We start from the raw sequence: 20,904 nt of genomic DNA on the forward strand, positions 1-20,904 counted from the left end.
TGCGGGATTCCGGCGCATCGGGCGGGGACAACGGCGCAGCCGCCTGACGGGATCAGCCGTAAATCGGCAGGAACAGAAATAGTTTAATCACGATCGCATTGGTGATGTCGATGAAGAATGCACCGACCATCGGCACGACCAGGAAGGCGAGGTGCGAAGGGCCGAAGCGGTCGGTGATCGCCTGCATATTGGCGATCGCCGTCGGCGTCGCGCCGAGGCCGAAGCCGCAATGGCCGGCGGCGAGCACGGCCGCGTCGTAGTTCTTGCCCATGACGCGGAAGGTGACGAACATCGCATACAGCGCCATCGCGACGGCCTGCACGGTCAGGATGAGCAGCATCGGCAGGGCCAGCGACGCCAGCTCCCACAGTTTGAGGCTCATCAGCGCCATCGCGAGGAACAGCGACAGGCTGACGTTGCCGAGCACCGAGACCGCGCGGTCGAAGACCTGATACCAGCCGAGCTTGGCCAGGCCGTTGCGCAGTACGACGCCGACGAACAGCACGCAGACGAAGGTCGGCAGCTCCAGCCAGGTGCCGCCGAGCCAGCCGGCGATCATCCGGCCGCCGGCCAGGCAGACGACGATCAGCGCCAGCGTCTCGATGAAGGCCTGCGCGGTAATCAGCCGCACCGCCTTCGGTTGCTCGAACGCCAGCGGGTGCGAGGTATCGGCGGCTTCACCGGTCGGCAGAGCGACCTTCTTGACCAGATGTCGCGCCACCGGGCCGCCGATCAGACCACCGAGCACGAGGCCGAAGGTCGCGCAGGCGATCGCGACTTCGGTGGATGATTCAAGTCCGTAGGTCTGGGTGAAGACGCTGCTCCAGGCGGCACCGGTGCCGTGGCCGCCAGACAGCGTGATCGAGCCGGCCAGCAGGCCCATCAGCGGATTCAGCCCGAGCGCGCTGGCGATGGCGATGCCGATCGTGTTCTGCATCAGCAAAAGCCCCAGCACGACAACGAGGAAGATGGCGACGGTCTTGCCGCCTTTTTTCAGGCTGGCCAGATCGGCGCCGAGGCCGAGGCTGGCGAAGAAGGCCAGCATCAGCGGCGTTTGCAGGCTGGTATCAAACTGGACCTGAACATCGGCGGTGATCCGCGCCAGCAGCAGGCCGAGCGCGACGAGCAGGCCGCCGGCGACGGGTTCGGGGATGCTGTAGGCACGCAGCGGCGGCGTGACGGCGACGATCTTGCGGCCGAACAACAGCACCAGCGAGGCGGCAACCAGCGTGCCATAGGTATCGAGTACGAGCATGGGCTCTCCAGCGGAACAAAGTAAAACGGCCCCGATGGGTTATCGAGGCCGTTGGCATTTTAACAGCTGGGATTGCGCGCCCGACTGCTCGTCGCTGTTTAGATGTCTTCGAGCGCCAGCAGTTCGGCGACGGTCTGGCGACGGCGGATCAGCCGCGCGTTGCCGCCGTCGAGCAATACCTCGGGGATCAGCGGCCGGGTGTTGTAGTTGCTCGACATGCTCGCACCGTAGGCGCCGCCGTCGTGAAACACCAGCCAGTCGCCGACCACGGCCGGCGGCAGCTGGCGCGGCGTCACCGTGCCGCCTTCGCCTTGCGTGAATACATCGCCCGATTCACACAGCGGCCCGGCGATCACGCTGGCGCGCTCGCCGCCTTGCTTGGTTGCGCCGCCTGCGTCGAGCAACGAGACTTCGTGATAGCTGCCGTACATCGCCGGACGCATCAGGTCATTGAAACCGGCGTCGCAGAACACGAAGTGATTGCTGCCGACGTCCTTCATCGCACGGACTTCGGCAATCAGCTTGCCCGATTCGGCGACGAGGAAGCGGCCCGGTTCGATTTCCAGCGTCACCGGGTGGCCCAGATGCGCCTCGATCTCCTTGCGCGCCGCGTCCCACAGGCTGAAATAGTGAGCGGTATCGATGCGCTCGCCGTCGACCTTGTACGGAATCGACAGGCCGCCGCCGGCCGAGATCGCCTTCAGGTCGCGACCCGAGGCCTTCACTTCCTTGATCATCGCGCCGCAGACGTTGCCGAGGTGTTCGTAATCGACGCCCGAGCCGATGTGCATGTGCAGGCCGACCAGCTCGAGGCCGTACTGGTCGATCAGCGCGTAGGCCTCGGCCAGATGCTCGAACCAGATGCCGTGCTTGCTGGTTTCGCCGCCGGTATTGGTCTTCTGGCTGTGGCCATGGCCGAAGCCCGGGTTGATGCGCAGCCAGACGCGGTGGCCCGGGCTGACGCGGCCGAGCTGCTCGAGCATCTGCGGGCTGCCGGCGTTGACCGGAATGCCGTGCTCGACAACCTTGGCGAGTGTCGCCTCGTCGAGCAGGTCGGCGGTGAAGACGATGCCCGGGTGATCGCCGCCCGCATCAAAGCCGGCGGCCAGCGCGCGTTCGATTTCGCCGAGCGACACCGAGTCGACCTTGACGCCGGCCTCGCGCATCAGCTTGAGGATGTGGGTGTTCGAGCAGGCTTTCTGCGCGAAACGGATCACGTCGAACTGCTGCAGCTGGGTGATGCGTTCGCGGATCACCGCGGCGTCGTAAGTCCAGAGCGGGGTGCCGTACTGGCGGGCGAGGGAAACAAGCTGCGGGCCGTTGACCGGTTTCATCGGGAATATCTCTTTGCACATCGGGATTGAGTGATCGTCGTGTATTCAATCAGTGTGCCGCGTCGTGGTAAAACAGTCTTTTCTAATCGCCGATCAGCGCCGCTAATGCTCGACTACAAGCTCCTCGAAGCCCTGGACATGGTTGCCCGCGCCGGCAGCTTCGACGGCGCCGCGCGCCGGCTGCACCTGACGCAGTCGGCCGTGTCGCAACGGATACGCCAGCTCGAGGAAAAACTCGGCTGCGTACTGCTGTCACGCGACCCGGTCGAGCCGACCGCCGAGGGCGAAAGGCTGCTGACGCACGTGCGGCGGGTACAGCAGCTCGAAGCCGAGCTGGCGCGCGATGCCGGGGCGGCGAATGCATGGCGCAGCGTGGCGATCGGCGTCAACGCCGACAGCCTCGCCGTCGGGCTGATTGCCGCGATCGCGCCGACGCTGGCGGCGCAGCACATCCTGCTCGACTGCGTGATCGACGACGAGGCGTACACGCTCGAATCGTTGCGGCGCGGCGCCGTCGTCGGCTGCATCGCCAGCGAGGCGGCGCCGGTGCCCGGTTGCGCGGTGCGTCCGCTGGGCGGGCTCGACTATCTGCCGGTGGCCACGCGGGATTTCGCCCAGCGCTATTTCGCCGCCGGTCTGAATGCGGCCACGCTGGCCGATGCGCCGGCCGCGGTGTTCGCGCATCGCGACAGCCTGCACCGGCGCTGGTTGCGCGAGGCGCATGGTCTGGCCGAGGGCAGTTACCCGGCGCATGTGATTCCCGAATCGAACGCGCTGTATGCCGCGGCGCTGGCCGGCGTCGCCTACGCGGTCGTGCCGCAGGCCCAAGCGGCGGCGGCATTGGCCGCGGGCGAGCTCGTCGGTCTCGGCGAAACGACGATGGTCGTGCCGCTTTTTTGGCACCACTGGACAAAACAATCACCAGTTGCGGAGCAAATCGCCACGGCGTTGGTCGAATTCGCAGCAGGCCACTTCAACCCCCTGCCGGGAGAGCCATCATGAGCCCCGAAATCGTCTTCCTCGATCGTGAAACCGTGCCCGCACCGGTGCGCCGGCCCGATGCGCCGCATCGCTGGGTCGAATACGCGCAGTCCAGTACCGAGGAGGCGAGGGAGCGTTTGCGGACGGCGACGGTGGCGATCAGCAACAAGGTGCCGCTGACTGCCGACGTGATCGACGCTGCACCCGAGCTCAAGCTCATCGCGGTGGCTGCGACCGGCTACAACATCGTCGATCTGGCCGCCTGCCGGGACCGCGGCATCGTCGTGTCGAACATCCGCGACTATGCAACCGCCGGCGTACCGGAACACGCGCTGATGCTGATGCTGGCATTGAAACGCCAACTGCTGTCGTACCGGCGCGATCTGGCCGACGGCGCCTGGCAGCGTGCCCCCGGTTTCTGCCATTTCGGCGCGCCCTTGCACGATCTGGCCGGCGGCACGCTGACCATCATCGGCAGCGGTGCGCTCGGTCAGGCGCTTGGCAAACTCGCGCGCGCCCTTGGCATGCAGGTGATTTTTGCCGAGAAGAAGGAGGCCATCAGCCTGCGCCCCGGTTACGTGCCGTTCGATCAGGCGATCGCGCAGGCCGACGTCATCAGCCTGCACTGCCCGCTGAACGAGCGGACCCGCAACATGATTGCCGCGCGTGAACTGGCGCTGATGAAGCCCGACGCGGTGCTGATCAACACCGCCCGGGGCGGGCTGATCGACGAGGCGGCGCTGCTCGAGGCACTGCAGGCTGGCCGCATCGGCGGCGCCGGGCTCGACGTGCTGATCGAGGAGCCGCCGCGCAACGGCAACCCGCTGCTCGACGTCGACCTGCCCAATCTGATCATCACGCCGCACATTGCTTGGGCGGGCGCCGAGACGATGCAGCGGCTGGCCGATCAACTGATCGACAACGTCGATGCCTTCCTGCGCGGCGAACCGCGCAACGTCGTGTCGTGAGTGAACTTGCCGCAAACGACAACGCCGCCCAAGGGCGGCGTTTTTCATGATGTGATCCGGTCAGGGCCGACTTCGTAGGCTATTCAGATCCGGCTGCGCCACAGCGTGTTTCTGCATCGGGTGCACAGATGCTGGCGGCGGTAGTCGGTAACGCGCAGCAGACCGACATCCAGCGTCTCGGCATTGTCGCAATGGCTGCATGCGAGCGTGCCGCTTTGGCCGGTGCGGGCGCGGTATTCGGCCTCTGTCGGCAGGTGCTCCCACGCCTTTTGCGCGCCGGGGTTGTAGACCATGTAGTAGTACGCGGCGGCCATCAGCGCGAGCGCGCTGGCGAGTTCGAGCAGCAGGATGAACGTGGACAAACCGGTTTCCTTATCGAAATGGCGTCAGAGCGTGAACATCAGGATCAGGCTGCTCATGCACGCGATCAGCAGCGTGGCGGTCGCTGCGTCGCGAACGGGCTGGCTGGCGTGGTTGCAGCGCGCCTCGCACCAGCGCAGTGCCAGCCCGACCAAGAGGATGGCGGCCAAATGGAAGAAGGGCACGATCCAGCGATTACCACCGGCAAAGTGCAGCTTGAACAGCAGGCTGGGAACCGGAAAGCACAGACAGAGCACTGCCGCATTGACCCAGCGATTGCAGGGGAAAACACCCGACCAGCCCCACGGTACAGTCCGCATGATGCGTTTCTCCATGGTTTATTTCTTAAAGCTTACATTTTTCCTGTTATTCATTCCAGCTCGACATGCCCCGCTTCGCTGCATTCGCGGTCGTTCGGATCGAGCTGCCAGAAGATCCATGCGCTGATCGCGGTGATGACGCCGACGCAGGCGAACGTCACCTGAAATGCACTCAGCGCTGTGCCGGCTTCGGCATGGCCGAAGTAGTCGCTGAATGCGCCGAGCATTGCGCCTGCGGCGGCGACGCCGAGGCTCATCGACAGCTGCATGATCATCGACAACAGGCCGTTGCCTTCGGATGCCTGCGCGGTTTCCAAGTCTTTCAGTGCCAGCGTGTTCATCGCGGTGAACTGGATCGAATTGACCGCGCCGAACAATGCAAGCTGGACGATGCGCAGCCACAGCGGCTCCTGGGGCGAGAACAGCGCGAAGCTCGTGATCATCAAACCGGTCAGGAAGGTGTTGACGACCAGGACCTGCCGGTAGCCGAAACGCTGGATCAGCGGCGAGACCCAGCTTTTGGCGGTCAGCCCGGCGATGGCGGTCGGCAGCATCATCAGCCCGGCCTCCAGCGGCGTGAAGCCAAGGCTGACCTGCAGCATCAGCGGAATCAGGAAGGGCACTGCGCCGGCGCCGATCCGCGCGAACAGATTGCCCCAGACGCCGATCGTGTACGTACGGACATGGAACAGCGTCAGGCTGAACAGCGGCCGCGCGCTGCTGCCGGCGTGCAGCACATAGACGCAGATCGCCGCCAGCCCGGCGATCAGCAGCAGCGTGACGACGACGGTCTTCAGGCCGAGCTCGGCCAGACCGTCGAGCGACACCGAGATCGTCACCATCGCAAACGCCAGCAGCAGATAACCGTAGATGTCGAAGCGCTGGCGCTCGGCGCCGAAGAAGGCGGGCATGAAGCGCGCGGTGGCAATTGCGCCGAGGATGCCGATCGGGAGATTGATCAGGAAGATCCAGTGCCACGATGCGTAGACAACCAGCCAGCCGCCCAGGGTCGGGCCGATCAGCGGGCCGACCAGCCCCGGAATCGTGACGAAGCTCATCGCGGCAAGGAACTGTTCGCGCGGAAAGGCGCGCAGCACCGCGAGCCGCCCGACCGGCAGCAGCATCGCGCCGCCGACGCCCTGGATAACGCGGGCGACAACCAGTTGCCATAGGTTTTGCGATTGCGCGCAGGCGAGCGAGCCGATCGTGAACAGGATGATTGCCGCGAGAAACACCCGCCGGGTGCCGAAGCGGTCGGCCAGCCAGCCCGAAGCCGGCATCAGGAGCGCGACGGTGAGCATATAGCTGATCACCACCGACTGCATGCGCAGCGGGCTTTCGCCCAGGTGTGCCGCCATCGACGGCAGCGCGGTGTTGACGATGGTCGAATCCAGCGTCTGCATGAAGAAACCGATGGCAACCAGCCACAGCAGCCAGCGGTTTTCGCGGGGTTCGCTCATGGTTTGTCCTCGTCGTCGACGGCCCTGCTGTCCGATTCGAACAGGCTTTCGAGTTCGCGCATCGCGTCCTGGGTCGCCTGGATCATCTGCTGTTCATCGTGCGAGACCGCGTGCTGGCGTTCGAGCAGCGCTTCGTCGTTGGCGCGGAACAAGGCCAGCGTGCGGTCGCGCCGCGCGTCGCTGATGCCCAGCCCCGTCAGTACCTGTCCGGCGAGATCGAGGCTGTCGAGGAAGGTTTCGCGCTGCAGGGCGGTGACGCCCAGATCCATCAAGCGGTAGGCGTGAAACCGGTTGCGGGCGCGGGCGTAGATTTTCAGGTTCGGGAAATGCTCGCGCACCATCTGCGCGGTCTTGAGCGAGGCTTCGATATTGTCGATCGCCAGCACGAAGATCTTGGCCTCTTCGGCGCGTGCGGCGCGCAGCAGGTCGAGGCGCGATGCGTCGCCGTAGAACACCTTGTTGCCGAAACGGCGGACGAAGTCGACCTGATCGGCGCTGGCTTCGAGCGCGGTAAAACCGATCTTCTTCAGCCGCAGCACCCGGCCGACGATCTGGCCGAAGCGGCCGAAGCCGGCGATGATCACCGGCGTCGCATGTTCGGGCGCGATGGTGTCGAATTCGCGCTTGGGTTGCGCGTCGAGCCGGGGTGCCAGCCAGCGTTCATGGATGAAGACAATGAACGGCGTCGCGACCATCGACAGCGTCACGACGATCACCAGCAGGTCGGCGAGGTGCTGGTCCATCACCTGCTGCTGTACCGCGAGATTGAACAGCACGAAGGCGAATTCACCGCCTTGCGCCAGCGCGATGCCGAGCCGGCGCGCGTGGTAATCACCGGCGCCGCTGACCCGGCCGATCAGATAGAGCACGGCAAACTTGACCACGACCAGCACGGCAATCAGGCCGACGATGATGAAGAACTGTGTCGTCAGCAGGCCGAGATTGGTCGACATGCCGACGGCGATGAAAAACAGCCCGAGCAGCAAGCCTTTGAAGGGTTCGATATTCGCTTCAAGCTCGTGACGGTATTCCGAATCGGCGAGCAGCACGCCGGCGAGAAAGGCACCGAGCGACATCGACAGCCCGACGTGCTCCATCAGCAGCGCCGTGCCGAGCGCGACCAGCAGCGTGGCGGCGGTAAACACTTCCGGGCTGCCGTGACGGGCGATCAGCCGCAGTGCCGGCCGCAGCAGCAGCCGTCCGGCAACGATGACGCCGACGACGACCCCGGTCACGCGCAAGGCCCCCAGCCAGCCCGGCTCGGCGCTCTTGATCGCCGCAACGCCGAGCAGCGGCAGCACCGCGAGGAAGGGAATCACCGCCAGATCCTGAAACAGCAGGATCGAGAAACCGTCGCGGCCGTAGCGGGTCGTCAGTTCTTTTTTCTCGGCGAGCATTTGCAGCACGAAGGCCGTCGACGACAGCGCCAGCGCGAAACCGGCGACGATGGCCGATTCGAGCGTCAGCCCGAACAGCAGTGCCGCGCCGGCGAGCAACGCGCCGGTCAGCAGAACCTGCGCACCGCCGAGACCGAACACCGAGCGGCGCAGCACCCACAGCCGGCTCGGTTGCAGCTCGAGGCCGATGATGAACAGCAGCAGCACGACGCCCAGTTCGGCGAAATGCAGGATGTTGTCGACCTCGGTGACGAGGCCCAAGCCCCACGGCCCGATCAGCACGCCGGCGGTCATATAGCCGAGCACGGCACCGAGGCCGGTCAATCTGAACAGCGGGACCAGCGCAACGGCGGCGGCAAGGAAGAGCGCAATTTCTGCGGTAAGGGTCATCGGGCGGTCCGTCTATTAGCCATCGTTCATTGTATCGAAAGCGCCTGCAAGGTCAGCGTTCGGCCGGCACCGCACAGAGCGTCAGCACGAAATCGTCACTGCGAGCGATTGCGATCGCGTACTCGGCGCCGATCGGGCAGTCGCCGGCCAGCGCCACGGTCAATCGCAGCGTGGCGGAATCCGCACCGGCGGCGACGACTTCGGCATCGTGGAAGCCGAAGTAGCGGCGCACCTGGGGATAAAGCGCCTTGAACAGGCTTTCCTTCATCGAGAACACCGCCGTGAACCATTCGGCCTGCGTCAGTTCGGCCGGCCGCAGCGCCCATTCGGCGTCGATCCCGACCTGGGCGCGCAGCCGTTCGGTACGGGCCGCGTCGACCCATGGCTCGATGTCGATGCCCAGCCCCGCGTAGCGCGTCGCCGGCGCCACGATGGCGAGCGCGGCGCCGTGGCTGTGGGTGATCGCGCCGATCCAGCCGGACGGCCATTGCGGTGCGCGGTCGTCGCCGATCTGCAGCGGTGCCGCGCCGTCGTGGCCGGCCTGTCGCAGCGCCGTGCGTGCGCAGTGGCGACCGGCGAGAAATTCGATCCGGCGCTTGAGCACGGCGGTGGCGAGTGCTGCCGGGAGCGTCGCCGGATCAAGGCGCTGCAATGTGGCTTCGTCGACGTCGAAATGCTGCGCGGACAAGACCACGCCGGCTGGAAGCTGGGTGAAGGAAGGAAGGCCGGAAATCATGCTGCGATCTTACCCGCGACGGCCGGCCTTGCTAACCGTCGATCCGGTCCTGCCATCCAGATTGGACGTTGCGGCAAAGAAATTCGCTCCGGCAAAGGAATTCGAAGCCGACCGAAACGGGTCGGTCCGGGCGCAGTGATAGTGTTGAGAATCATTTTTATTTTGAGATCGGGCATGGAATTCGAACCCGGAATCGCCGTTGTCAGTGGCGCGGCGCAGGGCATTGGTGCGGCGGTGGTCGACACACTGCTGGCACAGCGGGTGCGGGTCGTCGCGCTCGACATCCATGCCGAGGCGTTGGCGGCACGCTACGCCGGCATCGAAGGGGTGACACCGCTAGCGCTCGATGTCAGCGACGCCACGGCGGTCGAACGCGCAGTCGCGCAGATCGAGGCCGAGATCGGCCCGATCGGCTCGTTGGCCAACGTTGCCGGCATCCTGCGGATGGGAGACATACTGGCGACGACCACCGCAGACTGGCTGGCGACGTTCGCCGTCAACACCCATGGCGTGTTCCACCTGAGCACCGCAGTGGCCCGGCGGATGAAGGCCCGCGGTCGCGGTGCCATCGTCACCGTCGGTTCGAACGCCGCGACGACGCCGCGCACGCTGATGGGCGCGTACTGTGCGTCCAAGGCCGCATCGGCGCAGTTCACCCGCTGCCTGGGGCTGGAACTGGCCGAATTCGGCATCCGCTGCAACATCGTCTCGCCGGGTTCGACCGATACCGACATGCAGCGCCAGCTGTGGACCGACGACAGTGGCCCGGCCCGGGTGATTGCCGGCTCGCTGGCCAGCCACAGGCTGGGCATCCCGCTGAAGAAAATCGCCACGCCGGATGATATTGCCGGTGTGGTGACGTTCCTGCTGTCCAGCGCCGCCAACCACGTGATCTTGCAGGACATCGTCGTCGACGGCGGGGCGACGCTGGGGCGCTGACGCTGCATGTCCGCGCCGATCGATCAAAAAAACGCCCCGAAACCGGGGCGTTTTTCCGTTGCTGCAGTACCGGGCCGGATCAAGGCTCGGCAATGGTGAACCAGAAGTCGAACTTGTCGAACAGGCCGAGCATTTCCTTGAACTTGGCACGGTTGCCGTCGAATTTCACCTGACCACTTTCGGCAAGGTTGCCGAGCTTGAGCTTGCCCAGCGCGATGTCGTCGAGCGTGCTGCGGTCGAGGGTGATCGAGGCATCCGGCTTGGGCAACTGTTTGTCCTTGCCGTAGTTCATCACACCATTCTTCACCGTCAGCACGAACTTTTCCTTGGTATCCGGGAAGTTCAGGTTGAAGGCATAGGCTTTGCCCGCGGCTTTCGGGCCATTCAGGTGAATGGCGAGGAAATCAAGGAACATCTCGGTGCTCATGCCGCGGATGATGTCCGGCGAGCTGGTATTCGGCGTTGCGACCTTCTGCACGCCGTCGCGCAGTTCTTTGGCGCCCGACAGGTAGAAGTTGCGCTCGGGGCCGGATTCGGCCTGGTAGCCGAGCTGCTCAAGCGCATCGGCTTCGATCTGCCGGGCCTGCTTGTTACCCGGTTCGGCGAACACGAGCTTGTTGGCGATGGCGGCGGCCCAGCGATAGTCGCCCTTGTCGTACGAGGCCTTGGCGTTCTGCAACATCTTGTCGGCACCGATCAGTGCCACGTAGCGCTTGGCTTCCTCGACCGGCGGATAGGGGTCGAGGTTGGCCGGATTGCCGTCCCAGAACCCCAGATACAGCTGATAGGTTGCGCGGACGTTGTGCTTCAGGTTGCCGTAGTAACCGCGGTTGGCAAAGGTCTTGGCCAGACTGTCCGGCAGTTTGAACTGGTCGGCGATCTCGTCCATCGTCAGGCCTTCATTGGCCATGCGCAAGGTCTGGTCGTTGATGTACTTGTAGAGGTCGCGCTGCTTTTCCAGATGGTCGACAACGCGTGTGTTGTCCCATTGCGGCCAGTGGTGGCTGCCGAACGAAACCACGGCGTCCTTGCCCCACAGGTCGATCGTCTGATCCAGCGTCTTGGCCCATTTCTGTGCGCTGCGCACCTTGGCGCCGCGCATGGTCAGGATGTTGTGCAGCGTGTGGTTGGCGTCTTCGGCCAGGCAGATCGCCTTGAATTGCGGGAAATAGAACAGCATTTCCGCTGGCGCTTCGGTGCCCGGCGCCATCTGGAACACGATGTCGATACCGTCGACGCTGAGCTTTTCTCCGGTCTTGCCGACGAGCTTGCTCGGTTCGAACAGCGTGATCGTACCGGCGGCCGTCGTCAGGCCCAGACCACCGCCGACATTGCCGGTCGGGCTCTTGGGCAGCAGATTGCCGTACATGTACGAGGCGCGGCGACTCATCACGTTGCCGGCGAAGACGTTCTCGCTGACGGCTTCTTCCATGAAGCCTTCCGGCGCGATCACAGGCACTTTGCCGGCGCGCACGTCCTTCTCGTCGACGATGCCGCGGATGCCGGCAAAGTGGTCCACATGGCTATGGGTGAACAGCACGGCCGAAACCGGCAGCTTCTCGACCTTGCTGTTGATCAGGTCCAGCGCGGCTTTGGCCGTCTCGGCGGAAGTCAGCGGATCGATGACGACCCAGCCGGTCTTGCCGCGAACGAAGGTGATATTGGCCAGATCGATATTGCGGACTTGGTAGATGCCGTCAACGACCTTGAACAGGCCGTGCTTGGCCAGCAATTGAGATTGACGCCAAAGGCTGGGATTGACCGTATCCGGCGTCGGGCCTGCTTTCTTCAGGAAATCATATTGAGACAGGTCAATCACGGTATTGCCGGATTCACCCTTGATGATCGGCGACGGCAAATCGGCGATAAAGCCGCGATTGGCATCCTCGAAATCCTGTTTGTCGCCAAACGGCAAATAGTTTGCCACGGCATCGTTGGCCTTGCGGGTGGCCTTGGTGGCCGCATTGGGCGTTGCGAACGCAGTGCCAATACACAGCGCCAGCGCGGTCAGCGCTGCGATGCGAGGGAGTTTCAGGCCGGGTTTCATCGGGTGCTCTCCTGTAGTACTGATTTTGCGCCTTGTGAGCGCGTTGATAAAAATAGAAATGTTTCTATTTTCGGAATGGCGTTTTTATTTGTGTCGCCAAACTGGATATGGCTATATCCATTTAATTGTTGTGAATAAAAACGCGTGGCAAATTTACCGTTGTCATTGGCAGTCGGTGAAAGCAAATTACGCAGTCGGATTGTCGCAATGGCTGGAAATATTCCCATTGCGGCCATTGCGGCCATTGCGGCCATTGCGGCCATTGCGCTGGCGGTCTGCCAATTCGGGCTGTTGGCGCCAGAGCCCTGCACGCCGGGCTTGGGCAAGGCGGCCAGCCGAAACGGCGACCGAAAGCGGGCGATGCAGCAGGGATAAACAAGGGAAGACAAGGCGACATGCGGAAACAGAACACCGAAAAGCACGATCTTAGGGACTGGTCGCCGAACCCGATGTGCAGATCCGGCAAAAACGTACCGATCGACCGGATAAGTCGTGGCCCCGATCGCTACGCGCAGGCGCTGCACGGCGTGAACGGGCGTCTGCTGCAAACGACGCGCAGCGACGCGGGCTGGTTGCTGTCACGGCAGGTTCACAGCGGCATCGTGCTGCAACAGGCGATGCATGGCGGCACCAATCTGGTCGAAGGTGAGGGCGAGGCCGGCTGGCTGACCGTGTTCCTGCCGGATGTGGCCGGGCAGTATGTATTCAACGGCCAGCCGGTCGTCGATGAGGCGCTGGTGCTGCTGGCGCCGGGGACGCCGCTGGTGATCCAGGCGCACGGCGTGGCCAGCTGGAGCGCGTGTTCGGTGCCGCTGACGGATGTGACTACACAACTTGGCGAGTACGCCGCGCAGCGGCTGGTATTGCAATCGCAAACGGCGATGCTGCAACGCCGCCCGGGCAGCAGTGCGCTTTGCCGATCCATGCACGTGGACGGCTTTTGGTCGCTGCTGGCCGCGCTGGCGGGCGGCCCGGTACCCCGCCGGCCGCAGGCTGCAACCGGCCGCAGCCGCCTGCCTCGTCGCGGGATCATTCGGGACATGCTGACGTATCTGGCGGCGGGCAGCGGGGAAGCGATCTGCGTCGGTCAGCTGGCCGCCGAGGCCGGCGTCAGCGAACGGACGCTGCGCGCCATGTTTGCCGAGGTGTTTGGCGTGACGCCCAGCGGGTATCTGCGCCTACGGCAGCTGAATGCCTTTCGCCGCGCCCTGTGTGCTCCGCGGCCCGAGGAGCATCTGGTATCGACGGTCGCGGCGCGGGTCGGCATCACCGAGCCGGGGCGGTTTGCCGGCTATTACCGCGCGCTGTTTGGGGAGTATCCGGCCGACACGCTGCGTGCGCACCAGCGGCGTCGCTGATGCTGCTGTCTGACGAGGTCACTGGTGTAGGCCTGCTGCAATAGGCGCGTGGGCTGCCGATCGGTGCGCTTGATGCGCTGTTCGGTCGCTGAGGGAGGTGGTTTCGGACGTCGAAAATTCAGGATGTGGGTGGTGATTCCAGGTGGCTGAATGGGCGGTGCTGGCAATTGAAAATGAATCTGCCCGCTTCTAGAGTGAACCAATGCCATCGGGATAGTCTTACAGGGCCTCCTCGATTATTTACAACCCACTCCCTGGAGAATGTTGACGTGAAACTCACCTCATGCATTGCGTTGATGCTCAGCGCCGGCCTGGCGACCAACACACTGGCCGCGACAGCGCCCAAGCCGGCAAGCGAATACACCAAGAAGGCCAATCAGCAAGTGCAGCAGGAACTGCCGTTCAGCGATAAACAGGATTTCGCCGACGCGCAAAAAGGCTTCATTGCCAAACCCGATACGCTGACGATCAAGGATGCCAAGGGCAATGTCGTCTGGGATCTGGAGCAATACAAGAAATACATCACGCTGGATGCCTCGGCCCCTGATACCGTCAACCCCAGCCTGTGGCGCAACGCGCAGTTGAACATGCAGTACGGCTTGTTCAAGGTCACCGACGGGATCTATCAGGTGCGCGGCTACGACCTTTCCAATATCACCTTCGTCCAGGGCAAGACCGGCTGGATCGTGTTCGATCCGCTGATTTCGGGCGAAACGGCCAAGGCCGCGCTTGATTTCATCAACAAGCAGCTGGGCAAGCGCCCGGTCGTTGCCGTGGTGTACAGCCATTCGCACGTCGACCACTACGGCGGTGTCCGCGGCATCGTCGATGAAAAGGACGTCAAGGCCGGCAAGGTGCAGATTCTGGCGCCAGAGCACTTCACCGAGCACGCCGTATCGGAAAACGTGATTGCCGGCAACGCGATGGGCCGTCGCGCAATCTATATGTATGGCGCACTGTTGCCGCGGAACGCACAGGGCGGCGTGAACGGCGGTCTGGGGCAGACGACTTCGACGGGTCTGGGTGGCTTGCTGGTGCCGACGCGCGAAATCAAGAAAACCGGCGAAGAGGTGACGATCGACGGCGTCAAGATGGTGTTCCAGATGACGCCGGGTACCGAAGCGCCGGCAGAAATGAACACCTGGTTCCCGCAACACAAGGCGCTGTGGATGGCGGAAAACACCACCAACACCATGCACAACATCCTCACCTTGCGCGGTGCCCAGGTGCGCGATGCGCTCAAGTGGTCGAGCTTCCTGAACGAAACGATCGAAACCTGGGGCAACCAGGTGCAGGTCAAGTTCCAGAGCCACCACTGGCCGCGCTGGGGCAACCAGAACATCGTCGACTACTTCAAGAAGCAGCGCGACTTGTACAAGTACACGCACGATCAGTCCGTACGCCTGATGAATCAGGGCTACACCGGGGAAGAAATCTCGGAAATGATCAAGCTACCAACGGAGCTGAACGACTTCTGGCCCAACCGTGGCTACTACGGCACGCTGAAGCACAACAGCCGCGCGGTCTATCAGCGCTATATGGGCTGGTACAACGGCAACCCGTCCAATCTGGACAACCTGCCGCCGGAACTGGTCGGCCCGCGCTACGTCGAGTTCATGGGCGGCGAAGCCGAGGTGATCAAGAAGGCCAAGGCCTCGTTCGACAAGGGCGATTACCGCTGGGTGGCCGAGGTCATGAAGCACGTCGTCTTTGCCAACCCCAACAGCACGCAGGGCAAGGAACTGCTGGCCGACGCACTGGAACAGCTTGGCTATCAGGCTGAATCCGGTCCGTGGCGCTCGGTCTATCTGCAAGGTGCGTACGAGCTGCGCAACGGCGTGCCGAGCGCCGGTGGTACGGTCACCGCGACGCCGGACACCATCAAGGCAATGTCGCCGGACATGTTGTTCGATTACCTCGCTGTCCGTCTGAATCCGGAAAAAGCAGCCGGGAAAAACTACGCGATCAACATCAATTTCACCGACCTGAAGAAGCACTACACGCTGACGGTCGAAAACGCCGTCCTTAACCACACCACCAAGCAAGCCCCGACGGCGGATGTGACGCTGACCATGACCAAGAGCGCGCTCAACGCGGTGCAGTTGAAAGAAACGACGCTTGAGCAGGCCATTGCCGACGGGAAGATCAAGGTCGACGGCAAGGCGGATGTCTTCGAGGACTTCATGACCTCGATCGACAATTACAACTTCTGGTTCAATATCGTTACCCCTTGATGATGAAAGCGAGCCCACACCTGCTCGCGTGCATGCTGCTGGCCGGCTTGTCCGGCCAGTCGGCCTATGCATGCGGTTACGACGCCCAGATCGACAACCCATTCACCGTCAGCTATCCCGGTTCGCTCGGCGTTGCACTGGCCACCCACCGTGCCTTAGCCGACGGCAAACTGGCGACGATCCCGACTTCGGCCGGCGAGGCCGGTCTCGAACGTAGCGTGCAAATGGTCAAGCAATTGCACGCGCGCCTTGAGACCAGCCAATATGGCGGCAGTTTTTATCTGCTCCTGGTGAACGCCGGCATGTGGTCGTCCTTCGGCATGGCCGACACCGCTGCGCAGGCGGATCACGCAGGGCATGCGCACGCGGATCACGCGCATGAGACGGGTGCACACCTGGGCCTGGCCACCCATATCGAAGCGCCTTCGATTGATGCATCCTCGCCTGTCGTCATCACCAGCGAGGCTACCCTCGCGGCTTTGCTTTCGGGAGCATTGGACGTGCCCGCTGCACGTGAGGCGGGTCTGATGCGTTTTGTCGGGCCGGTTTCGCCTTTCGTGCTCGGATCAGCCAAAACCTACGCAAAAAACTAGCCTGACCTTTCCGCCTGCCCCCAGGCATGCAAGGTGTTTGGGGGCAAGGGCGGGCCTGCATTGGATTCCCCGTACCGGATGCCGGGCATTCGGTGGTCGTAGCAATGCTGCTGCGGGGTTATGGGCGATTCATGCTGGTGTGAACCTTCCCTAAGTCGGGCGGCGCCGCGCCAGCCCTAATCCGGGCGCTGACGTCGCCGGCTGTTGAAGCGCGGCGCGAAAACTTGCAGCCGTTTGCGCGATAAATTGTTGATGCGCCATTTTCCGCCATGTGCAATGAAATTGCATAAACGGTCAGGCTGACACTGGCCAATCCGGAACGAATGCACGTAGCCACACAGCACCTGCCGCATCAACTTGTCGTTTCAGCTCGCGTTGGCGCTGATGGATTTTCCAGCCTTGACCGAAGATGGCGCGCTCGTGCGCTTCATAGAGCGCTTGCAGCTCGAGCTGGGTCATCGGCACGTCGATATTGTCGGCATCCGTCCAAAAAAATCCCGCTGGCACGCCGAACGCCTTAAGCGTCCCCAGCGTCGTGTTGAGCCGTTCCCGGACAACGAGGCCGCCATCCCAGCGGTGGTCAGCATGCGGGAAGGACACCACGGCACGCTCTTGCTGGTTCCGCCAGACGTTAATCCGCTCGCGTGCGGCGGCTCGGAGCGATTCGAGCGTGGTGGCCGACTCGAACGGCTCGGGCGTGTTGCCGTCTGCCAGCCAGGCCTCGTAGTCGTCCCACCAGCGGTGGCCGCGGGGGATGCTAGCGCCGTCCTCGATGCGGATCACCATGTCCGGGCTTTGCGTCAGCTTGTATTTTGCAGTGCTCATGATTGCCTCGTTTGATGGTGTTGCACGGGTTACAGCTCGGCATCAGCAGCCGCATGGATGTACCAAGTGCTGGCAGCTACTGCTACGTCGGAGTTGTAAACATTCGTTTTTCTGGTTGTCATCCCATATGCACTTGCGTTAGCAGTTGATGCGTCGTTGCTTCCGTTACGCCATTGACCACCAGCACCGGAATTTGTCGGACTAGGGTTATACAAGGTAATAGTAGGGGTCGCCCTCATCTCGACATCAAATTGCCACACTGCCATCGGCTGGGAATTCGATCCGGCTTGCCCTGCATAACAATTGGCGACCAGTCCAAAAGCCAAACCACCACCAGCGCCGTTTGCCGGAACCGTGTTCTGATGGTACGTCTTCTGGAAATATCGCTGGCACAGCGCCAGTTCAACCTGCGCTGGCCGCTCTTCGGACGACGTCGCCACCGCCCCGACTTCGAGCTGCACCTGCGCCAAGTCCAGTACGATCGACTGCTGCCCAAGCGACGCCGTGCGCCCATCGAAACTCGATCCGGCATCGCACCAGAAAAACATTGCGAGGTAGTCATCGCCGCCGGCAATGGTCTTGCCGGCAATGCTGGGGATGTCGGCAGTGATCGTGTAGTAAGTCCAGTTGGTGGTCAGCGCGATTTTCTGGGCACCAATCCCGGTGACGGTCGGCGAACCGCCGGAGCCGAAGTTCTGCGCGAACTCTACTGCGATCGACTTAGCCGCGTCGGCTTTGGCCCAGAACGACCTTGTCACTTTGCGACCGGCGCAGCTGCGTACACTCTCAATGGGCTGGGCAATGGTCGCTTGATTGTTTGCGCCAGCGACCGAGGCCACGACCACGCGCTGGAAGTACGTCGGCTCGCTCGGCACAAGAGTCTGCCCTGGCGCAAATGTTTGGCGCGATACGGCGATGGTCGAGCCGGACGAGTTGCTGACCCAGCGGTCGGCGCAATAGCGTGATCCCGTGCCGGCGGCGATCGAGGTACCGCGCTGCCAGAAGTCGAAATTGCCGTTGATGAGCTTGTTGCGGAAATTGACGGCGCCGGCCGAACCCGTCCGCGACGCGACCAAGGCAGCAACGAATGCAGTCGTTGCCAGTAGCGTGCTGGCGTCGCCGATGACTGCTGTCGGGCCGGACACCGGGCCGGTGAATGCAGCACCGGAGAGGTTGGCCTTCTTGGCCAGCTCGGTGGCCATCGTCACCGCAAAGTTCGGATCGTTAGCGATAGCGGCAGCCAGCTCGTTGATCTGGTTCAGCGTTTCCGGTGAACTGCCAACAACGGCGGCAATGGCTGCGGCGACTTCAGCGTTGCCGCGAGCGTCGTTCCAGTACTGTGGCAGCGGGTCGGTGCTGCCACTAATCACCTCGACAAGTGCCTTCAGGAACAGTGTTCGGTTGGCCAGCGCGCGAATGGGGATGTTGTCCGGGCAGTCCGGACCGCCCGTAAGTACCGCATTGGCTTCGAAGTATGGGACGCCAGACTCCCACACTGCTTGTTCGTTGAGATTTCCCATCTTGGTTCCTTAGATTGAGCCGCGGGTATAGGTGCCGTCGCGCCGGGCGAAGCCATTGCGGATCAGCGCCGCAGCGGAGAAGTCGATTTCAAACAGCGCGCAGCGCGCCGGTGCCACGCTGGCCAGCATCCGCCGTGCTTCCTCGGCTTGTTTGATGCTCAGCTGTCGGAAGCACTTGATGCGGTACACCGCCCACTGATCAGCCTTGGTGCCGCGGATCGCGAAGCCGTCACGGCGACATGTGCCGTCCCTGCGATAGCCGCCTCGGCCTTCCTCGATCTCGATCTCGCCGAGCCCGAGCAGCCGGAATACCTCGCGTACTGCCCAGGGCGTGCCCTTGTAGCGATGGATTTCTATGGCGCGCTTGATCAGCGCCCGCTGTGCCGTTTCGGTCTCGGCCAGTGCCCAGCCGTCGCTGTCGGTCAGCGAGAACTGCTCGGCCAGTGCGTACAGCGCCGAGGCGTCGACCGAATCGATCATGTAGACCAGCAGCGGCGACAGATCGATATCATTCAGGCGGCTGGCTAGGTCGCCTAGCACTTGGAAGCGTGCGTCGCTGGCCAGTGGCGGCTGCAGCAGTTCGTCAGCCATTGGCGACTCCCGCAAAGCGCAGATCGATACCGGTGCAATACGCCCACTCGTGCTCGTCCAGCACCAGCAAGGCCGGCGAGCTGACCGGTGCGCTGTAAACGCCAGGCAGCTGCAGCTTCGCGATGATCTGCTGCGGCACCACGTCACGGCCGAGACCAGCCGCACGGTCTGCGGCATAGGCTTCGGCCGCAGACCGTACTTGCGCCAACACCACCGCTTGGTCGGCACCGGCCTGCAGCGTCACGTCAGCAACGATTTGGTACTCGACCTTGATAGGTGGCAGCGCTTGCACAAAGTCACACAGCGGCCGCACGCGCTCGGCCGAGCAAGTCGCCTCGACCAAGGCCAGCATGGTCTGATCGGGCAGACCACCGTCGAGCAATGGGTAGAGCCGCACTTCACCGGGCGGCACGTCGTTCAGCGAAACGATCTGGCCGTCGATCTTGGCGAGCTTTGGTCCGCGCACTGCGACATCCTTGATGCTCTGATGCGCGCTCTTGGCGTGGAACAGATAGGCCAGCTTGCTGCCGGCCGTGCTGAAGGCTTCCGGCGCCAGCTTGATCCGTTCGCGCAGGCGATCGTTGAGTTCTTCCTCGACGCCGCTGCTTGGTACGCTGATGTTGCCAACCGTCACATCGTCATCGCCGAGGTCATCGACCAAGCTGCTGATTTTGCCGATTTGCCAGCCGTTACCGGCTACGCCTGGCGCGTCGCATACGCCAACCACGTCGATAAACAACTGGCCAGCAGCCAAGACAACGTCGGCCTCCGTCGCAAACGTCACCACCCCGTCGCTGGTCTCGACCTGTGTGCCCGCCGGGATCAGCAGCGCCGTCGACCGTGCGGTCATGAGCTGGAAACGGAATGTGGCGCGGGCGGCCTGCGCCGGCAGGCGGGTTACGCCAACCAGCTCGCCCAGATAGTCGAGCATTGGCGCACGAGCGAACGCGACCAGATTCTGCTTGGCCGCCTCCTGGATGCCGACGCGCACCAGCGTCTCGCGGTAGGCGATCACATCGATCAGCAAACGGTCGACCTGCGCTGGGTACAGTGTCTTGCCGGTCATCCGTTCGTAGTCGGCGATGATCTCGGCGGTGATGAGCTGCGGGTCGCGCTGGATGAAATCCGGTTCGGTCAGCGCCATGGCCGCACCTCTGTTTCACGCAGCACACCATCGGCCAGTTGCCACTGCACGCGCAAGGTCACGTGCGCCTCATCGACCGAGACGATGACCTTGAGTAGCTCGCAACGCGGCTCCCAGCGCCTGATGGCCTCAACGGCCTCGCGCACCAGGTGCGGCCGTACCTCGTTGACGGGGTGGTCGATGTAGAGATGAAGGTCGGAGCCGAAATCGGGGCGATGAGGGTCGCTGCCCTTCGGTGTATTGAGGATGGTGCGGATGCACTGGCCGACGTCGGCCTCAGCCTCGACGACGTCGACGCCCTGTCCCCGGAGGGGACTTCCTGCGGGACGCAGTTCGGAGTGCAGCGCGGGTTGCCAGTGGACGGAAGAGATATCGGATAGCAGCGTCATGCGGCCATCGTGACGTGACGCCCAGCGGCGGGATATTAATCGGGATTAAAATGGCGCAAACAA

At 63.3% G+C, this 20,904-nt stretch carries 20 protein-coding genes; 6 read left to right on the forward strand and 14 right to left on the reverse strand.

The features are described 5' to 3' along the window. Positions 1-52 precede the first annotated feature (52 nt). Positions 53-1,255 carry a sodium/glutamate symporter gene (gltS, locus tag R0382_RS11960; protein ID WP_432719813.1) on the reverse strand — a complete coding sequence of 401 codons (1,203 nt, stop codon included), beginning with the start codon at positions 1,253-1,255 and terminating at the stop codon, positions 53-55. A 98-nt stretch (positions 1,256-1,353) separates the two neighbouring features. Beyond that, entirely contained in the window at positions 1,354-2,589 is a 1,236-nt protein-coding gene (gene lysA / locus R0382_RS11965; protein ID WP_432719814.1) for a diaminopimelate decarboxylase, read from the reverse strand. Between the two features lie 105 nt (positions 2,590-2,694). On the opposite strand from lysA, the gene R0382_RS11970 reads away from it, so the two are divergent. Further along, positions 2,695-3,591 (forward strand): ArgP/LysG family DNA-binding transcriptional regulator, encoded by an 897-nt coding sequence (locus tag R0382_RS11970; protein ID WP_432719815.1) that lies wholly within the window; start codon positions 2,695-2,697, stop codon positions 3,589-3,591. Then, entirely contained in the window at positions 3,588-4,538 is a 951-nt protein-coding gene (locus tag R0382_RS11975; protein ID WP_432719816.1) for a D-2-hydroxyacid dehydrogenase, read from the forward strand. Before R0382_RS11970 ends, R0382_RS11975 begins: the two co-directional genes overlap by 4 nt. 83 nt (positions 4,539-4,621) lie before the next feature. Here R0382_RS11975 and R0382_RS11980 read toward each other — a convergent pair whose 3' ends face one another. From R0382_RS11980 to R0382_RS12000, 5 genes are read right to left on the reverse strand one after another with little or no spacing between them, the layout of a single operon-like run. Further along, a complete protein-coding gene (locus R0382_RS11980; protein ID WP_432719817.1) occupies positions 4,622-4,900 on the reverse strand; it encodes a hypothetical protein in 279 nt (92 codons plus the stop codon). Between the two features lie 24 nt (positions 4,901-4,924). After that, complete coding sequence (locus R0382_RS11985; protein ID WP_432719818.1) at positions 4,925-5,233, reverse strand: hypothetical protein; 309 nt, start codon at positions 5,231-5,233, stop codon at positions 4,925-4,927. A gap of 35 nt (positions 5,234-5,268) precedes the next feature. After that, on the reverse strand, positions 5,269-6,678 hold the full coding sequence (gene mdtD / locus R0382_RS11990; protein WP_432719820.1) for a multidrug transporter subunit MdtD: 1,410 nt from the start codon (positions 6,676-6,678) through the stop codon (positions 5,269-5,271). Beyond that, complete coding sequence (locus R0382_RS11995; RefSeq protein WP_432719821.1) at positions 6,675-8,465, reverse strand: monovalent cation:proton antiporter-2 (CPA2) family protein; 1,791 nt, start codon at positions 8,463-8,465, stop codon at positions 6,675-6,677. The genes mdtD and R0382_RS11995 overlap by 4 nt, the downstream gene beginning before the upstream one ends. A gap of 52 nt (positions 8,466-8,517) precedes the next feature. Next, the gene (locus R0382_RS12000; RefSeq protein WP_432719822.1) at positions 8,518-9,201 is read right to left on the reverse strand and encodes a 4'-phosphopantetheinyl transferase family protein; all 684 of its coding nucleotides are present in this window, start codon (positions 9,199-9,201) and stop codon (positions 8,518-8,520) included. A 174-nt stretch (positions 9,202-9,375) separates the two neighbouring features. Between R0382_RS12000 and R0382_RS12005 the strand changes: the two genes are divergently transcribed. Further along, complete coding sequence (locus R0382_RS12005) at positions 9,376-10,140, forward strand: 2,3-dihydro-2,3-dihydroxybenzoate dehydrogenase (RefSeq protein WP_432719823.1); 765 nt, start codon at positions 9,376-9,378, stop codon at positions 10,138-10,140. A gap of 79 nt (positions 10,141-10,219) precedes the next feature. On the opposite strand, the gene R0382_RS12010 is transcribed toward R0382_RS12005, so the two are convergent. Further along, on the reverse strand, positions 10,220-12,187 hold the full coding sequence (locus tag R0382_RS12010; protein WP_432719824.1) for an alkyl/aryl-sulfatase: 1,968 nt from the start codon (positions 12,185-12,187) through the stop codon (positions 10,220-10,222). Then, on the reverse strand, positions 12,184-12,576 hold the full coding sequence (locus R0382_RS12015) for a hypothetical protein (protein ID WP_432719825.1): 393 nt from the start codon (positions 12,574-12,576) through the stop codon (positions 12,184-12,186). The genes R0382_RS12010 and R0382_RS12015 overlap by 4 nt, the downstream gene beginning before the upstream one ends. 6 nt (positions 12,577-12,582) lie before the next feature. Here R0382_RS12015 and R0382_RS12020 point away from each other — a divergent pair, with 6 nt between their 5' ends. The 3 genes from R0382_RS12020 (at position 12,583) to R0382_RS12030 (ending at position 16,372) form a co-directional block, all read left to right on the forward strand. After that, entirely contained in the window at positions 12,583-13,545 is a 963-nt protein-coding gene (locus R0382_RS12020; protein ID WP_432719826.1) for a helix-turn-helix domain-containing protein, read from the forward strand. 269 nt (positions 13,546-13,814) lie between these two features. Then, positions 13,815-15,779 (forward strand): alkyl/aryl-sulfatase, encoded by a 1,965-nt coding sequence (locus R0382_RS12025; protein WP_432719827.1) that lies wholly within the window; start codon positions 13,815-13,817, stop codon positions 15,777-15,779. Continuing rightward, complete coding sequence (locus R0382_RS12030; protein WP_432719828.1) at positions 15,779-16,372, forward strand: hypothetical protein; 594 nt, start codon at positions 15,779-15,781, stop codon at positions 16,370-16,372. Before R0382_RS12025 ends, R0382_RS12030 begins: the two co-directional genes overlap by 1 nt. 294 nt (positions 16,373-16,666) lie before the next feature. On the opposite strand, the gene R0382_RS12035 is transcribed toward R0382_RS12030, so the two are convergent. Genes R0382_RS12035 through R0382_RS12055 form a run of 5 tightly spaced genes read right to left on the reverse strand, consistent with a single transcriptional unit; the run spans position 16,667 to position 20,841 of the window. Further along, positions 16,667-17,197: a DUF4376 domain-containing protein gene (locus R0382_RS12035; protein WP_432719829.1), complete on the reverse strand. Its 531-nt coding sequence runs from the start codon at positions 17,195-17,197 to the stop codon at positions 16,667-16,669. Between the two features lie 29 nt (positions 17,198-17,226). Then, complete coding sequence (locus R0382_RS12040) at positions 17,227-18,717, reverse strand: hypothetical protein (protein WP_432719830.1); 1,491 nt, start codon at positions 18,715-18,717, stop codon at positions 17,227-17,229. 9 nt (positions 18,718-18,726) lie between these two features. After that, complete coding sequence (locus R0382_RS12045; protein ID WP_432719831.1) at positions 18,727-19,308, reverse strand: phage tail protein; 582 nt, start codon at positions 19,306-19,308, stop codon at positions 18,727-18,729. After that, positions 19,301-20,452: a baseplate assembly protein gene (locus tag R0382_RS12050; protein ID WP_432719832.1), complete on the reverse strand. Its 1,152-nt coding sequence runs from the start codon at positions 20,450-20,452 to the stop codon at positions 19,301-19,303. Before R0382_RS12050 ends, R0382_RS12045 begins: the two co-directional genes overlap by 8 nt. Further along, on the reverse strand, positions 20,443-20,841 hold the full coding sequence (locus R0382_RS12055; RefSeq protein ID WP_432719833.1) for a GPW/gp25 family protein: 399 nt from the start codon (positions 20,839-20,841) through the stop codon (positions 20,443-20,445). Before R0382_RS12055 ends, R0382_RS12050 begins: the two co-directional genes overlap by 10 nt. Between the last annotated feature and the right edge of the window lie 63 nt (positions 20,842-20,904).

Source organism: Jeongeupia wiesaeckerbachi (assembly GCF_050916355.1).
GTDB classification, from domain to species: domain Bacteria; phylum Pseudomonadota; class Gammaproteobacteria; order Burkholderiales; family Chitinibacteraceae; genus Jeongeupia; species Jeongeupia wiesaeckerbachi.

Excerpts from the sequence above, each read along its gene's own strand:
- R0382_RS11975 (WP_432719816.1), top strand. The coding sequence starts at position 3,588 with ATGAGCCCCGAAATCGTCTTCCTCGATCGTGAAACCGTGCCCGCACCG.
- R0382_RS12000 (WP_432719822.1), bottom strand. The coding sequence starts at position 9,201 with ATGATTTCCGGCCTTCCTTCCTTCACCCAGCTTCCAGCCGGCGTGGTC.
- R0382_RS12020 (WP_432719826.1), top strand. The coding sequence starts at position 12,583 with ATGCGGAAACAGAACACCGAAAAGCACGATCTTAGGGACTGGTCGCCG.
- R0382_RS12045 (WP_432719831.1), bottom strand. The coding sequence starts at position 19,308 with ATGGCTGACGAACTGCTGCAGCCGCCACTGGCCAGCGACGCACGCTTC.
- R0382_RS12040 (WP_432719830.1), bottom strand. The coding sequence starts at position 18,717 with ATGGGAAATCTCAACGAACAAGCAGTGTGGGAGTCTGGCGTCCCATAC.
- R0382_RS12030 (WP_432719828.1), top strand. The coding sequence starts at position 15,779 with ATGATGAAAGCGAGCCCACACCTGCTCGCGTGCATGCTGCTGGCCGGC.
- mdtD (WP_432719820.1), bottom strand. The coding sequence starts at position 6,678 with ATGAGCGAACCCCGCGAAAACCGCTGGCTGCTGTGGCTGGTTGCCATC.
- R0382_RS12055 (WP_432719833.1), bottom strand. The coding sequence starts at position 20,841 with ATGACGCTGCTATCCGATATCTCTTCCGTCCACTGGCAACCCGCGCTG.
- gltS (WP_432719813.1), bottom strand. The coding sequence starts at position 1,255 with ATGCTCGTACTCGATACCTATGGCACGCTGGTTGCCGCCTCGCTGGTG.
- R0382_RS11985 (WP_432719818.1), bottom strand. The coding sequence starts at position 5,233 with ATGGAGAAACGCATCATGCGGACTGTACCGTGGGGCTGGTCGGGTGTT.
- lysA (WP_432719814.1), bottom strand. The coding sequence starts at position 2,589 with ATGAAACCGGTCAACGGCCCGCAGCTTGTTTCCCTCGCCCGCCAGTAC.
- R0382_RS11995 (WP_432719821.1), bottom strand. The coding sequence starts at position 8,465 with ATGACCCTTACCGCAGAAATTGCGCTCTTCCTTGCCGCCGCCGTTGCG.
- R0382_RS12035 (WP_432719829.1), bottom strand. The coding sequence starts at position 17,197 with ATGAGCACTGCAAAATACAAGCTGACGCAAAGCCCGGACATGGTGATC.
- R0382_RS12005 (WP_432719823.1), top strand. The coding sequence starts at position 9,376 with ATGGAATTCGAACCCGGAATCGCCGTTGTCAGTGGCGCGGCGCAGGGC.
- R0382_RS11970 (WP_432719815.1), top strand. The coding sequence starts at position 2,695 with ATGCTCGACTACAAGCTCCTCGAAGCCCTGGACATGGTTGCCCGCGCC.
- R0382_RS12010 (WP_432719824.1), bottom strand. The coding sequence starts at position 12,187 with ATGAAACCCGGCCTGAAACTCCCTCGCATCGCAGCGCTGACCGCGCTG.
- R0382_RS12050 (WP_432719832.1), bottom strand. The coding sequence starts at position 20,452 with ATGGCGCTGACCGAACCGGATTTCATCCAGCGCGACCCGCAGCTCATC.